Annotated in this window: 13 protein-coding genes and 2 pseudogenes; 6 read left to right on the forward strand and 9 right to left on the reverse strand. The window is 71.4% G+C overall.

What is annotated here, in order from left to right; translation table 11 throughout:
• Positions 1-58 precede the first annotated feature (58 nt).
• Positions 59-1216 carry a hypothetical protein gene (locus ABZ795_RS10865; protein ID WP_357530157.1) on the reverse strand — a complete coding sequence of 386 codons (1158 nt, stop codon included), beginning with the start codon at positions 1214-1216 and terminating at the stop codon, positions 59-61.
• A complete protein-coding gene (locus tag ABZ795_RS10870) occupies positions 1213-2640 on the reverse strand; it encodes a hypothetical protein (protein ID WP_357530158.1) in 1428 nt (475 codons plus the stop codon). Before ABZ795_RS10870 ends, ABZ795_RS10865 begins: the two co-directional genes overlap by 4 nt.
• A 196-nt stretch (positions 2641-2836) precedes the next feature.
• Here ABZ795_RS10870 and ABZ795_RS10875 point away from each other — a divergent pair, with 196 nt between their 5' ends.
• The 3 genes and pseudogenes from ABZ795_RS10875 to ABZ795_RS10885 form a co-directional block, all read left to right on the forward strand.
• Positions 2837-3430, forward strand: coding sequence for an MOSC domain-containing protein (locus ABZ795_RS10875; RefSeq protein ID WP_357530159.1), 594 nt, complete (start codon positions 2837-2839; stop codon positions 3428-3430).
• Between the two features lie 40 nt (positions 3431-3470).
• On the forward strand, positions 3471-4004 hold the full coding sequence (locus tag ABZ795_RS10880; RefSeq protein WP_327026451.1) for an alpha/beta fold hydrolase: 534 nt from the start codon (positions 3471-3473) through the stop codon (positions 4002-4004).
• A gap of 37 nt (positions 4005-4041) precedes the next feature.
• Positions 4042-4182: pseudogene (locus ABZ795_RS10885) on the forward strand (YfcE family phosphodiesterase); the annotation flags it as partial.
• A 147-nt stretch (positions 4183-4329) separates the two neighbouring features.
• On the opposite strand, the gene ABZ795_RS10890 reads toward ABZ795_RS10885, so the two are convergent.
• Both ABZ795_RS10890 and ABZ795_RS10895 read right to left on the reverse strand, forming a co-directional pair.
• On the reverse strand, positions 4330-5553 hold the full coding sequence (locus tag ABZ795_RS10890) for a serine hydrolase domain-containing protein (protein WP_357530219.1): 1224 nt from the start codon (positions 5551-5553) through the stop codon (positions 4330-4332).
• Between the two features lie 79 nt (positions 5554-5632).
• Complete coding sequence (locus ABZ795_RS10895) at positions 5633-7285, reverse strand: sugar ABC transporter permease (RefSeq protein ID WP_357530160.1); 1653 nt, start codon at positions 7283-7285, stop codon at positions 5633-5635.
• Positions 7286-7625: 340 nt separating this feature from the next.
• Here ABZ795_RS10895 and ABZ795_RS10900 point away from each other — a divergent pair, with 340 nt between their 5' ends.
• On the forward strand, positions 7626-8852 hold the full coding sequence (locus ABZ795_RS10900) for a DUF2786 domain-containing protein (protein ID WP_357530161.1): 1227 nt from the start codon (positions 7626-7628) through the stop codon (positions 8850-8852).
• 10 nt (positions 8853-8862) lie between these two features.
• On the opposite strand, the gene ABZ795_RS10905 is transcribed toward ABZ795_RS10900, so the two are convergent.
• Both ABZ795_RS10905 and ABZ795_RS10910 read right to left on the reverse strand, forming a co-directional pair.
• Positions 8863-10449 (reverse strand): mucoidy inhibitor MuiA family protein, encoded by a 1587-nt coding sequence (locus ABZ795_RS10905; protein ID WP_357530162.1) that lies wholly within the window; start codon positions 10447-10449, stop codon positions 8863-8865.
• Positions 10450-10507: 58 nt separating this feature from the next.
• Positions 10508-10765 (reverse strand): transcriptional regulator, encoded by a 258-nt coding sequence (locus ABZ795_RS10910; protein ID WP_357530163.1) that lies wholly within the window; start codon positions 10763-10765, stop codon positions 10508-10510.
• Between the two features lie 64 nt (positions 10766-10829).
• Here ABZ795_RS10910 and ABZ795_RS10915 point away from each other — a divergent pair, with 64 nt between their 5' ends.
• On the forward strand, positions 10830-11456 hold the full coding sequence (locus tag ABZ795_RS10915) for a hypothetical protein (RefSeq protein WP_357530164.1): 627 nt from the start codon (positions 10830-10832) through the stop codon (positions 11454-11456).
• On the opposite strand, the gene ABZ795_RS10920 is transcribed toward ABZ795_RS10915, so the two are convergent.
• Genes ABZ795_RS10920 through ABZ795_RS10930 form a run of 3 tightly spaced genes read right to left on the reverse strand, consistent with a single transcriptional unit; the run spans position 11457 to position 13213 of the window.
• Complete coding sequence (locus tag ABZ795_RS10920) at positions 11457-12206, reverse strand: hypothetical protein (RefSeq protein ID WP_357530165.1); 750 nt, start codon at positions 12204-12206, stop codon at positions 11457-11459.
• A gap of 17 nt (positions 12207-12223) precedes the next feature.
• On the reverse strand, positions 12224-12541 hold the full coding sequence (locus ABZ795_RS10925) for a hypothetical protein (protein ID WP_357530166.1): 318 nt from the start codon (positions 12539-12541) through the stop codon (positions 12224-12226).
• A 9-nt stretch (positions 12542-12550) separates the two neighbouring features.
• Positions 12551-13213 (reverse strand): hypothetical protein, encoded by a 663-nt coding sequence (locus ABZ795_RS10930; RefSeq protein WP_357530167.1) that lies wholly within the window; start codon positions 13211-13213, stop codon positions 12551-12553.
• Between the two features lie 95 nt (positions 13214-13308).
• On the opposite strand from ABZ795_RS10930, the pseudogene ABZ795_RS10935 reads away from it, so the two are divergent.
• Positions 13309-13542, forward strand: a pseudogene (locus tag ABZ795_RS10935) (DUF2236 domain-containing protein); the annotation flags it as partial.
• Positions 13543-13592: the final 50 nt, after the last annotated feature.

The raw sequence follows: 13592 nt of genomic DNA on the forward strand, positions 1-13592 counted from the left end.
CTGAGGCGAACGCTACTTCACCACTGCGCCCCGCCGAAACGGCGGTTTTCAGCCGGTGTCAGGTCTTCCGCGAGTCAGGGATGCGGCCCTTGGGTCGGGAGCGGAGCAGGTGGCCGAACCCGGCGCGGTCCAGCCGCTGGACCAGCCCCTGCGGATCGGTACGCAGGGCGGCGGCGGTGCTCTCCAGGTGCCAGTCGTGGGCGGCCAGTTGGGACAGCAGGTGTCCCCGGCGGGTCTGCGCGGCCGACAGTCGGAAGGTCTTGAGGTAAACCAAGCGACCGGTCTCGTCGGTGATGGTCTCGCCGATGTGGTTGTCGGCGTCCGGGTAGAAGGCGGGCAGGAACCGGGCCAGGGTGAAGCGGCCCATCCGCTGCACCGGGGTGACGGTGAGCCGCTGGGCGGCGAACAGCCCCTCGGTCATCAGGGTGTGGAAGCTTCGCCAGTCGGCCGCCACCCGGGTCAGTTGAGCGCGCAGGTCGGCGATGCCGGCGATGGCCGTCTCGTCCAGGCGGAAGGTGAAGTCCGGTACGGCCGGATACAGGTGGGCGTAGTGGAACAGCAGTTCGCCGTAGAGGTCCTGCAACAGGGTGGGGTGCAGGGTCCGGTAGTCGTCCGGGTGTCCGACGACGAAGGCGGCGGCCAGGGTGTCGGCGACGTGCAGCACCATGCCGCACTGGTCGGGGTGGATCTCGAAGACCCGCAGGGCGTCGTCCAGCCCGGGGATGGTGGCTCCGGTGTAGCCGGCCTCCACCCGAGGGGACAGACCCCGGGTGACCGCCTGCCGGGTCCAGTCCTGCCAGGCGATGGGCGGTCCCCCGAACTGCAACGCCAGGTACCCCTCCAGGGCCAGGTGCAGCGGCAGGAAACGCAGCCGACGCCGATCCTCCCGGCGGGCCATCCGGCGGCGGAACGCCAACCGGATCCCCTCGGGAGGGTGCGGGTCGGTGGGTTCGCGCAGCTGGGTGCCGTAGGCGGCGACCGGGGTGCCGTCGGTGGTCCAGTCGGCGACGAACCCGTGCGGGATGACCGAGATGTACGCCGTACGCGGTGCCGTCTGCACGATCGACAGGGCCTCGGGATCGTAGAGCCGGGCGTGCAGGCGCAGGTCGGTGATGGGGCTGTCGCGCAGCAGAGGGACCAGGCGGATCGCCCCCCAGGTCTGGGCGGGGCCGACGGTCAGCCCGGTCAGGTCGAGGCACTCGGCTCCGGTGGTCACGACCCGGCCTCCTCGGGGTCGAGGAACCGCTCGACCCGGTCGGCGAGATGACGGCGCAGCTCCTCGAAACCGGCGTCGCCGGTGGCGAAGCGGGCCAGTTCGACCAGCGCCGCGGCATCCTCGGCGTCCCGCACCCCGACGGTGGCCACGTTGGGAGCGAGTCGGCGTACCTCGAAGGTGTCGGCGTCGTAGACGGGGTTGAGGTGCACGATGCTGGTGTGCTGGTCGGGATCCAGGCGGGTGCGCCAGATCCGCAGCACCTCTGCGGCCTGCCCGGGTGGGGCGTTGTCCCAGCCGTCGGAGACGATGACGAGCCGGTCCGGGCGGTGTTCGAGCGCGTCCAGGAGGCGTGCCCCCAGTCCGGTGGCCCCGATGGGATGGACCAGCAGGGGGTCCCCCCGGTGGTGCAGCCACAGCCCGGTGAAGTCGGCGGCCAGGGCCTCCAGCAGATAGTGGGTGGCCAGGGCGACGGCCAGGGGTCGACGACGCTTCGCCCCGGAGCCGACGGCGGAGTAGCTGTCGTCCAGGACGGCCACCACCCGTCCCCAGGTACCCGCCTGGCGGCGCGCGGCTCGACGGGCCGCAGCCCGCAGGGCGCCGGTCAGCTCCTCGCTCCGCTCGGCGCGTTCCGCCCGGGGCAGCGACAGGGTGTAACCGGCCAGGCGGGTCAGGGGTGCGGTGGCCAGGTCCATCGCGACGCCGGTGACCTTGTGCCGGACGGCGCTGCCCTGCAACCGCAGCCGTTCGGCGGCGGTGAGCCTGGGTGCGATGCCGGACAGGAACCGGGCCCGACCGATGCCGTGCTGGGCGGCCAGTCCCTCGGCGACGGTGTACGGCAGGTCGTACAGGGCCCGCTGCTCGTAATGGGCGCGCCGCCACGCCTCCAGGATGGGGGTCTCGTAGCGCTTGGGTCGACGCCAGTCGAACAGCACCATGCCGACCTCGCCGGGAAGCGGCAGGTGGGCGTGCCGGGCGGCGACCGACAAGGATCGGCGGTACTTGATCGCGTCGAAGGCCGGGTCGGGTCGGGCCGCCACCCAGTCACGCGCGATGGCACGGGTACGCCGGTTGTTGATCCCCAGGCGGCGCAGCTCGCGGAACACGCCGTACACCCGTTGCGGGGGCAGGGTCCGCAGCCGTGCCGCGATCAGTCGCCCTTCCAGCGCACACTGTGTGCGGCTCGCCTCCCGGGCGGTGCGCAGCAGATTCGTCACCACCATGGTGGCGTTGAGGTGGTTGATGTCCAGGGCCAGAGTCGCGGCGTACAGGTCGCGGTAGTTGCCCAGCACGTACTCGTGCAGGAAGTCCAGGGACAGTCGCTGCGCGGGCGCTGCGGAGCTGAATTCGCGCTGGGCCGTCGCGGCGATCGCGGCGTTGACGAACATGACCACGTCCTCACACGCGACCCGATCCGCCCGCGACATGACCGCTACTCGACCTTCTCTCGTGACCGGGGTGCCGGCCGGGGAATGGGGGCACGAACTGCGAAGCATCGCTTCAGAGGCGGGTTCCGGAAGTCGCACCGAAGTCCCGCGGCCGGCCCGGCCACGATACCGCTCACGATCAACCCGATTCGATACGGATGGACGTCGCGCAGGCCCATCAGGGACAGTCACACCCATGGAGAACTCTGTCGCCGTACGGCATCGCTCGATGGACGAGATCATGGCAGGGCTGCACCTGGTGCGGCAGTCCCCCCGCGACGGCGGCACCCTGGCCCTGGCGGTACGCCGTCCGGCCGTCGATGCCCGGGAGGTGCTGTCGGAGGCCGAACTGGACCTCGACGCCGGGCTGCTCGGCGACAGTTGGAGTCAACGACCCAGCAAGCGTACGCCCGACCGGTCACCGCACCCCGACATGCAGTTGAACGTCATCAACTCCCGTTTCGTCGAGCTGATCGCCGGTGCCGATCCGCAGGCCTGGGCGCTGGCCGGGGATCAGCTCTATGTCGATCTGGACCTGAGCGTGGAGGCCCTGCCGGCCGGTACCCGCCTGGCGATCGGCGACCGGGCGGTCATCGAGGTGACCGACCAGCCACACAACGGCTGCGCCAAGTTCGCGGCCCGGTTCGGACGGGACGCCCACAAGGTCGTCTGGACGGAGGAGGGTCAGCGACTGCGGTTGCGCGGCCTCAACGCCCGGGTGGTCGTCGGTGCGACCATCCGGGTGGGCGACGCCATCCGGCAGCTTCCGCCCGGTCAGCCGCTGCCATGACCTCGGGAAACGGCTGCGGAAGGTGACCCGCCATCTTGTCGTGCCCGGTCGAGGTGTGCCGTTACCCGACCACTGGTCGCGCAGGTGGGTCAGGGACCGTCCGGGGTTCCAGTGGGCGCCGGAGCCGCCCGGGCCGCCGTACGTCGCCACCGAACGGGTCGCCGCGCTGCACGCTGCCATCAGCGCTGATCGTGAGCCGGTGATCCTGGTGGCGCACAGCGCGGGATGTCTGACCGTGGCCATCTGGGCCCGTCAGCACATCGGTCCCGTTCGGGCGGCCCTGCTGGTCACGCCGCCGTACCTGGATCCGGACTGGCGACCCGGCCCGGGCGAGAGCGTCGATGTCGTCATCGACCATGTGCCACGCGAGCCCCTGCCCTTCCCCTCGGTCCTGGTAGCCAGCCGCACCGACCCGAACGCCACCTTCGCGCAGTTCGAGGCGTACGCGCGGGACTGGGGCTCGGAGCTGTTCGACGCCGGCGCGGTCGGGCATCTGGACTCCAAGACCGGGTTCGGTCCCTGGCCCGACGGCGAGGATCTGCTCCGGTCCCTGACCTCACCCTCCTCGCGGTGACAGGCTGACCCGGGCTGGTCAGGGTTACGCTGCCGGGATGCGGATCGCGGTGGTGCACGAGACCGGTCCGGCCACCGGCCGGGAGGGTCGCTGCACGGCCCGCTTTCCCGACTGCGACCTGCTGGTCTTCGGGCACTCCCACATCCCCTGGGACAGCGAGGCCCCGGGCGGTCTGCGGCTGCTCAATCCCGGCTCGCCGACCGATCGGCGGCGTCAGCCGTACGCGACCTATCTGACCGCCCGCCGAGTTGGCCGACGGCCGGCTGGAGGCCGTCACCCTGCACGAGGTGATGCCGTCCAGCCGGCCGCAACGCCGGGTGACGCCCTAGGGCGCCGTCACCGCCGCCGCGTTGCCCGGCATCCGGGTCACGCTGGGCAGCTGCGGCGCGGGCTGCACCGACCGGCTGTTCATCTCGCCGGTCGGGCACAGCGCGGTGAGCAGGAAGGTCTGCCAGGCGATGTCGATCGGGTGCGGGTCGGGGAAACCGATCTGATAGTGGCTGATGTTGATGCCGGAGGACACCTGGCGGGTGCCGTCGCGGGTGTGCAGCGAGTAGGTCAGGTGACCCATCACCGCGCCGTCGTGCCCCCAGAACTCCCCGCACGGGGTGGGCAGCGAGTAGATGCCGAGGCCGTAGGTGCCGGCTTCGGGCAGTTCCGGCAGCATCGGCACCCCGTCGAGCATCTGCTTGAGGGTGGCGGGGCTGAGCAGGTCCCCGTCGAGCAGCGCGCGGAAGAAGGTGTTCAGGTCCGCCATGGTGGAGATCATCTCACCGGCCGTCCACGCCCAACTCATGTTGAACTCGCTGAGGTCGCGGACCCCGAAGGGGGCGAAGTAGGCGCCGCCGTGCGGGCCGCGGATCGTCGGATCGGTGCCCGGGAAACTCGTCCCGGTGAGCCTCAACGGCCGCAGGATCCGCCGCTGCACCTCGGCCGGGGCGTCGTTGCCGGTGACCGCCTCGATCAGCAGTCCGGCCAGGACGTAGTTGGTGTTGGAGTAGCTGAACCTCGCGCCGGGCTCGCCGGTCGGGGGCATGGCCAGGCCGATGGCGACCAGGTCCGCCGGGGGGTACGTGGTGACCTGCATCTGGTTGATCGCCGCGTACGAATCGATCATCGCGTTGGTGTAGTTGCCGATGCCGCTGGTGTGGTTCAGCAGCATCCGGACGGTGACCTGGTCGCCGCGCTCCCCCGGCACGGTGTCGGGGAGCCACTTGCCGATCGGGTCGTCCAGACCCAACCGTCCCTCGTCGACGAGTTGCAGCACGGTGGTGGCGACGAAGGTCTTGGTGATGCTGCCGATGCGGTGGCGCATCTGTGGCTGCATCGGTCGAGGTTTGGTCAGATAGGCCTGGCCGGCGGCGCCGCGCCAGTCATGCCGGCCCTGGCGCACCTCGGCCAGAACGCCGGGCACCCCGGCCTCGGGTACTGCGGTGAGCGCGGCGCGTAACTCGGCGCGGTCCGGTCTGTCGGCGGACGGCCCGGGCTGCGCTGCGGCGGATGCGGGTAGGACAGCGATCGTGGCCGCCAGCATCACGCCGGCGGCCACGAGCTTCCGTGTCCGAAGAGTACTGAACATAGCTACATGATCGTTGTGTCCTCGGCGATCCGCAGCCCCTGCGGTGAAATCACCGACCGACTCGTACCGTCAACCGGTCGAGGTACTTCACCTGTAGCAACACGAACACGGCCAGGAAGATCAGCATCATCGGTAGCGGCAGAACCGCGCCGAGGGCCAGCCCGTCGCCGTCGCCGCGCATCCCCCATCTGGCGAACCCCGAGAGGGCCTCCAGCGGCGCCGGTCGATACGTCGGGGTCGACGCCACGAGCATCGGCCAGAGCACCTGTGCGGCGGCTACCAGCCAGGTGACCAGCCCGACCAGCACGACCATCGGCGCCGCCGGGGCGAGCATGGTGGACCAGAACCCACCGCCCGCCCGCCACCGGGGTTCCAGTCCGCGGAACAGCACGGTGAACAGGAACAACGCCGGAATGCTGACCCAACCCGGAGGCACCAGCCCGAGGAAGGTGTTGAGCTGCTCGAGGTCGCGGGCCCGCAGGAAGGACTCGATGGCCAGCGGCCCGGTGCCGACGAACAGCCACGGCGCGAAGGGCAGCAGGAGCAACTCGCTGAACCGACCGAGGGGACGCAGGCCCCCGATGGCGAAGCCGGCCGCCGCCGCGACCGCGACCGTGACCATCGCCGACAGCAGGGTCGGCAGCCAGGTCGCCGTCAACATGCCGCCCAGGTCGGGGGCCGGCATCGGCACGGTCTCGGTGGTGAACCTTAGGCTGCGGCGCAGCCACGGCCAGGCCACCCACAGCATGACGACGAACACTAGCGCCCCCGCGACCGCCAGCCCGATCCGGGCCTGCCGGTTACCGGTCGACCCGGTGGCCGGGCCGGACTCGGTGACCGGACCGGACTTGCTGACCGCGTCCTCCGGGTGCTCGCGGTGGGTGACGGCCTCGTCGACCACCTCGATGCGGACCCTGGTGAGCAGCAGCAGGGCCGTCGCCGCCAGGCCCAGCAAGGCCAGTGGGATCAGCAGCAGCACCGCTGCGGCGGAGCCGCCACCGAGGTTCATCTGCTGCAGGGATTCGGTGACCGCGTACGTCAGGGGGGTGCGGATTCTGCCCGTCAGCAGCGGCGCGGTGTAGGTCTGGAGGGCGGCCGCGATGATGCCGAGCACCAGCAGACCGGCGACGGTCAGCGCCGCCGGCAGGGCGTCGCGACGCTGCCCCCGGCCGCGCAGGGTGCTGAGGAAGGCCGTGGTGGCGACCGCCACGACCAGCCCGGCGCCGGTGACTGCGGTGAGCTCCGCGAGGGTCGCCACGGGACGGTCCAGCATGGTGCCGGGTTCCATCCGGTCGAGGCGCCAACCGATGAGCAGCGCCACGGGCGCGTACCCGGCGACCGGGAGCACGACCAGGGCCCGCAGCGCCAGCCGGGCCCGGCGCCCGGCGCGATCGGCGAGCAGCGCCAGCGCCGGTGCGACCAGCAGCGCCAAGGCCAGTGGCACCAGCGCCAGGAGCAGGGCCGAGCCCATGTCACCGAGGAATCCCTGGGCGAAGAGGCCCTCGTAGTTGGCAGAGCCCACACTCTCCACCGGGCCGATCAGTCGATCACGCTTCGTCGAGCGCGACACCGCCTGCAGGGTGGGGAGCAGATACGACCAGGCGAGGGCGATCAACGCGGGCAACAGCAGGACGAACCCGACACCGATCCGGATGCCCATGTCCGGTCCGGTACGGGCCGCTGTCATCGTGGGTGCTGCCATATTCATGGTGCTCCTCGCCTCTTCGGTCCCATGGCCGGTCCCGACGATAGGACCAGTGATCACGCCGCGCCACTCGTCCCGACGGCATATCTCGTCGATGTGGTCGCCGTTGAGTACCGGCACGTCGGCATCGTTGAGTACGGATACTCAGGGGCGGGCAGATCGCGTCCTCAGGTCCCGCCCGGCGCGTCATCCAGACGGCGGAACGGGCCCGTCGGGCGTCGCTCGGGGAGTGGGGAGAACAAGCTCCGGCGGGGGTCGTCGCGTCGCGGGGAGTGACGGCCGCCGCTGATCGGGCCACTGGCCGAAAGCCCCGGCCCGGACTCCGTAGCCTGGGCCGGTGACATCGGTGCGGGAGCGGATCAGGGCGGTTCTCGCCGGGGCGATCGACTACGAAGCGGGGCTGGACGCCCTGGCCGTGGCCCCGTCGACCGAGGTCGATCCGGAACTGGTGGCCGCGAAGGACGAGGCGTGCGCGCGGCTGTGGCAAGGCGGATGGCAGCCGACCGAGTTGCACCGGGTCGTCGCCCGACGGGGCCAGCCGCGCCAGGCCGACCTGGTGACCGACGCGGTCGCCGGGTACCTGCGACAGTTTCCCGCGGACACGGTCGACCAGCGGTGGCGGGCGCAGGCGGAGAGCCTCGGCGCGCAGGTCTGGTGGTCCAGCGACGCCAGCTACCTCGACGAACTCGCGGCCCGCTGGCGGCTGGACCGGGTGGCCGTACTCGATCTGGTGTTGGGTCTGCTCGTCATCCTGGCCTCCCTCCCGCCGATCGAGGTGCTCCTCCCCCCACCTGGCTCCCCCGCGACCGGGGACCGCTCGGGTACGACGGGATCGTCCCGGGTCGACGCCCGGCTGCTGGATCGGGTACGCGCCCTGCTGGCGAAGGCGGAGTCCACGACCTTCCCGGCCGAGGCCGAGACGTACACCGCCAAGGCCCAGGAACTGGCCACCCGGCACAGTCTGGACGAGGCGCTGCTGGCCGCCCGAAGCGCCGACCCGGCGCCGGTGGTGCCGTACGCGCGGCGCATCGGGGTGGACCACCCGCACGAGAAGGAGAAGGCCTCCCTGCTGGACGTGGTCGCCCGGGCCAACCGCTGCCACACGGTCTCCTCACCGGAGTTGGCCTTCAGCACCGTCTTCGGCTTCGACACCGACATCGAGGCGGTCGACCTGCTCTACACCTCCCTGCTCGTGCAGGCCCACCGGGCGATGGCCCGGGCGGAACCGCCGGGCGGCAAGGCGGGGCGGCGCCGCCTCAAGGCGTTCCGACAGTCCTTCCTGGTGGCCTTCACCGTCCGCATCGACGAACGGCTGACCGAGGCTGCTCAGCTGGCTCTGGCGCAGGTTACCGGTCCGGGCGACGCGGCGGGAGGGGCCGACCCGGCCGATCTGCTGCCGGTGCTGGCCGCCCGGGACGAACAGATCCGCGACACCATGCGGCGGGTCTTCCCGCACACCGTGCGGGCCCGAGGCAGCCGGGTCGACAGCCGCGAAGGCTGGGAGTCCGGCCGGCAGGCCGCCGACCGGGCCACCCTGCCCACGGACACCGGCCGGCACTCCTAGTGCCCCGCGCCTACTCCCGCCAGCCGGTCAGCTCCACCCCCTTGGCCAGTTCCACCCGGAAGCCCAGCGCGATCTCACCGCTGTCACCCGGGGCCAGAGACAACCGCCAGGTCAACTCCCCCAACTCCGTACGCTCGACCGGCGGCGGCACCAGGGTGGTCTCCCGCACCACCACGGCCTCGTCACGGGAGACCGGGAGCTGATCACGCACCTCGACGGTGGCCGGGCGGGGGGTGTGGTTGGCGACCGTGATCAGGTATTCCACCTCCCGTCGCCGGGTCGACCCCAGGGTGGCCTTGGTCTCGGTACGCCGGTGCAGCTTCCGCTGCACCCGCAGCCGGTCGTCCACCCCGAGGGCCAACTCGGTCTCCTCCCCCGGTGCCCACATCGGCAGCCGGATGGAGGCGATGAAGTCGGCGTCGTGGAACACCGCGGCCGGGCCGGGCAGCAGGGTGTGCACGGAGGTGTTGCGGACGGTGGCCCGCAGGTGCGCCTCGGTGGCGCGCAGCGGCACGGTGACATGGTCGAGCCGGGCCGGCAGTTCCAGCACGGCGATGGTGGCCCGGTGCGCGCTGCCGTCGGCCGGCACCGCCACCGGCCGGGCGGGCCGGTAGGTGGCCGCGCTGACCCCCTGCTCCACCTCGGCGACGCTCTGCTGCAGCTTGGGACGGGCCGCCCCGGCCCGGGCCGGGGCCGCACCGACCGGAGCCCCGCCGGGGGCCGGCGGGACCACCATGCCGACCGACATCTGCGCCGACATCACCAGGGGCGCCGCCGGCCGGAACCGGTCCAGATACCACGGCGACAGCTCGGGTACCCCGGTGGTGGCCGCCGGTCGGGCGGTGGACAGCTGAAGCTCGCACTCCGGCCAGTCCTCCCCGGTGCTCTGGCTGACCGCCCCGAACCAGGTGACCGTGACGGTGTCCTCGACCAGCCGCACGTCATAGGAGGGTTGCCAGCCGGCCCCGTCCACCAGGTAGGTCAGCTCCAGCTCGACCTCGGCCTGTTCTTCCTGCACCGCCACGATCACCTCGACGGCCAGCCGGTCCGGTGCCCGCTTGCCCCGGGCGGCGTCCAGCTCCCGCCCGAGGGCGGCCAGTTCCTCGGTCAGCTCGGTACGCCGACGGGCCAGCTCGCGCCGCCGGGTCCGCGATTCGGCCAGCTGCGCGGCCACCGAGTCGGTGAAGACGGCCACGTCCCCGGGGGCCGCGTCACCGGCGGCCAGGGCACGGGCGTAGGTGCCGCCGGCCCGCTCCGCCAGTCGGGTGAGGAACTCCCCGCGCTGCTGCTCGATGGCGTCGGTGTCCTCCGCCTCGGCCAGGTCGTCGGCCAACTCGCGGCGACGCTGCTCCAATGCGACCACCTGGGCGTCCGTGCTGCGGGCCTGCCGCCAGGTGGTCACCTCCACGCCGAGCACCACGGCCGGCCCGCGACCGCCGACCCGCACCGAATCCCGCCGTAGGCCGAGCGGGAGGGGGGCGACACGCACCCGGTGCTGGCCGGGGGTCAGTCGGAGGCCGCCGCGCCGGGTGACCCGGGCCCGGTCCGGAAAGACGGTGACGCCGACGACGGGTGCATCGATCTCCGTGGTGTCCACGCCGGGGAGGGTAGCCGAGCCCGGCCCGCCGCACCGACCCGTGACGGTACGGTCCGGTTCAGCGTCGGCGCAGCACGGCGTAGACCACCCGGTTGCTGGTGAACTCGGAGACGGTCACCAGTTCCCAGCCGTACGCCTCCAGCACCTCCGCCGCCGCGACGGCCTGGGTCACCTGGTCACCGCCGATGCCGTGGTGGGCCACCACGCACAGCAGCCGATAGGGGTAGCCGCGAAGATCCGCCCGGTTGCCGAGGATGGTGCCGGCGGACACGGTGCGGGTGCGGGCGATGTCCTCGGGGGTTTCTCGGGGGGCCACATCGGCACCCTAGCGGTGGCCGACAGGCCTGTCCCGCTGGTGGGAAACCGGTACGGTCGAGGTCGTGCCTGACTCCTTGTGTGGTCGCCGTCTGGGCGTGGCCCTGGTCGCCGTCGCCGCACTCGCCGGTTGTGACGCGCAGACCCCGGTCGCCGCCCCCTCGGCCCCGGCGCAGACCTCGGCCACCGTCCCGAGCGCCACCCCCTCGCCTGCCGGCCCCTCCTACTCGGCCGCCGAGTTGGACCTGTGCGCGCGCACCGACCTGGCGCCGCTGGCGGACCTGGCGTTGACGGTTACCCGGACCGACCCGAAGCCACCGCCGGGACGGCCCGGGGCGGCCTGTCTGTTCGAGATGCGCACCAGGTCAGGCCATGAGGCGAACCTGCTGGTGGAGGCCTCGACTCCGGCCACCGCCGAGGAGGCCCGGCTGCTCTACCTGGGCACCCGGGAGGCTACCGGGATGACCCCGGCGGGCCCGGTGGCCCAGGTGGGTGAGGAGGCGGAGGCCTTCACCAAACGCTCCACCCCGGGCTTCCGGTACGCCGAGTACATGGTGCATTCCCGCACCGGCAACCTGGTGGTGAAGGTGTGGCTGGCCGTCGGCGGCGAGTCCTACCTTCCGACGGAGACCCTGGCCTCGGCCTCCCGGGTGATCCTCACCGCTACCCGGTCCGCCGTGCCGAGGATCTGATCAACCCCGTACGGCCTGCGGCCACTGCCCGCCGGGCAGCTTCGAGTGGTCACCCACCTGGGTGGCGATGTCCCGCACGTTGCCCAGCGCGTCGACGAACCGCTGCCCGATGGTGAGCAGGGTGTTCAGGCCCGCGGTGACGAGGTCACCGATCGACTTGGCGAGGGTGGAAATGGCCCAGGGCAGGTCGATCACCGTGCTGGCCTCCGCCACGGCCTGCACGAGTTTGCCGGTGAGCCCGGTGACTATCTTGGCCAGTTCGACCGCGTAGTCGACATTGGCCTTGGCGATGTCGAACAGCCACTGGCTGATGAACTCCGCCTTGACCACGGTCTCGTCGACCGCCGCCTTCTGCTTGATCGCCTTGGAGTTGTAGGCGCTGGCCGCGTCCCCGGTCCACTTGGCCAGGTTCTGGTTGTCCGGCTCGGTGGTGACGAAGGACAGGTTCGACACCGGAGACTTCACATCGGTGACCCAGCGGAAGCTGATGTTGATCAGTGAGAGCACCGGCAGTTGGTGCTCCAGGGCGTGATCGACCCGATCGAGAACGTTGTTCAGGCCGCCCCGGACGTCGTCCAGATTGTTTTTGATCCACCACAGCGCGGCCGGCCCGAGCAGCCACTTCCAGCTGTTCACCTTGTCCACCAGCTGGTTGAAGCTCTCGATCGCGGTGTTGATGCCGGTACGGATCTGGTCGAAGGCCTTGTTGAACGGCTCGCCGTACTCAAGCTGACTGGTTGTTGGCTGCACCCTGTCGTCCTTCGCGCTCAGTGGGTGTAGATCTGGTTGAGGTCCAGAGAGATGACCGCGTCGGCGTCGTCGTACTCGTCGGCGATGCGCCGAAGGGCCTCGCCGATCTGCTCGAACTCGGTCACCGCCCCGCCGAGGACACCGACCAGGAAGCGGTGGAAGTCCCGGTAGGCCGCGGAGTGCAGGACGACGTTCGCGTCCCCGATGAAGAAGGCCGAGGCGTCCAGGTGCAGCTGGTCCGCGGCCAACTTGATCAACTGCGCCCGGTCGGACAACCTGAGCCACTTGCCGCCTTCGTCGCGCACGGCCTCGGTGATGACGGAGACTTCCTGCATGTCGAAACCTCAGGGTCGATTCTGGGAGCGGACCAGAGCGTACGTCCGGAACAGGGCATGCGCCTCGTACCGCAGGGCGGCGGCATCCAGCTGACCGATCCGGCGGACGTCACCGACGATCGAGACGACACCCCCGTCGCGCATCCGCAGGGTCAGCACCCCGGACGGGCTGGCGACCTCCTGTTCGGACGCCATCTGCGGCGGGCGAGCCAACCCTTCGAGCTCGATGTCGAGGTCGTGCAGGGTCTGCCAGGTCTGCCGCAGCCACTGCTCGTCGTCGGGTCCAACCTCGCTGGTGCTGGCGGCCTCGCCGGTGTTGTTCGGCTGCGGCCGGGCGGCCTCGTTGGAGTCTGCTCGCAGCTGCCGCAGGGCGACGGTCTCGACGGCCGCCTGCACCGCGGTCGTGTACGCCGTGAAGAGGGCCTCCGGGGCACCGCTGACCCCCACCCGGCTGCGCCAGTCGCGGGTCACGGTCACGTCCTCGACCTGACCGGCGGAGTCCACGACCACGGTGATGGCACCCGTGGGGTCCTGACCGGAGTGGGCGCTGGGCCGCCGATCGCTCTCCGCCCGACGCAGGGCCAGGGTGACCTGTTCCCGCAGTTCCTCGTCGCTGCCGAGGGAGTCCAGGGTGGCCAGGGACAGGCGTATGTGCCGTCTGTCTTCGCCCATTTCTCCCACCCCGTAGCGTCGACGAAACACATCGATACCGTCTTCGAACGCGAAGCAGGGTCACCGTACCGCAGAAGGGTGACGGCTTCGATCCCCTGGCCCCGCTGGGCGACGCCCTGGTCAACGCCATGTACGACCCTCCCCTGCGCCGCGCGATGCGGGTCGCCCCCCCGGCCTGGCTGATCCGGGCCGGGCTGCACCTGGCGCTGAAGACCCGCGCCCGGCTGCTGCGCTGGTTCGGCAGGCCCCGGGCCACACCGTTGTTCGCCGACGGCATCCACACCAGGACCTACCCCGAGGGGCACGACATCAGCCGACTCGGCCCACCGGAGCCCGCCGCACCCCCGCCGCCCGGACTGAGTCACCTCCCAGCCGGCGG

Source organism: Micromonospora sp. NPDC047134, from assembly GCF_040643455.1.
Classification (GTDB): Bacteria; Actinomycetota; Actinomycetes; order Mycobacteriales; family Micromonosporaceae; genus Micromonospora.